Origin of the sequence: Pseudomonas sp. GW456-12-10-14-LB2 (genome assembly GCF_002884345.1) — a bacterium.
Lineage (GTDB): Bacteria > Pseudomonadota > Gammaproteobacteria > Pseudomonadales > Pseudomonadaceae > Aquipseudomonas > Aquipseudomonas paraglycinae.
This window is the reverse complement of record NZ_POHV01000242.1, coordinates 1-256: the sequence shown is the minus strand read 5'-3', so window position 1 is coordinate 256 and position 256 is coordinate 1. Positions and strand designations below refer to the sequence as shown.

General features: G+C 63.3%; 1 protein-coding gene. It reads right to left on the bottom strand.

Features of this window, described 5'->3' with window-relative positions; genetic code table 11:
• Positions 1-256: hypothetical protein (locus tag C1X29_RS29375; protein ID WP_158247921.1), on the bottom strand; the 256-nt coding region annotated here is incomplete at both ends.

The window sequence follows — 256 nt, the reverse complement described above, 5'->3', positions numbered from 1 at the left end:
CGTTCCCGCCGTGCCGATGTTCTTGAGTTGCTTGCCCGCGTTCGAGAGCACTTCTTGCGAGGACGACTTCTTTCGCTGCTCATGCAAGAAGAACACGGTCGCGGGGACGAGGAGGAACATGACGCCGCCGCACACATATCCCGTGATGCCGATCGGCACGGCCGCCAATTTGCCCGCCGCAGGCCCTTGGATGACTCCGGCGATATTTTGGACGACCTGCCGAACCGACGTCAGCCGTCCCGACCCGCTCGTCGCC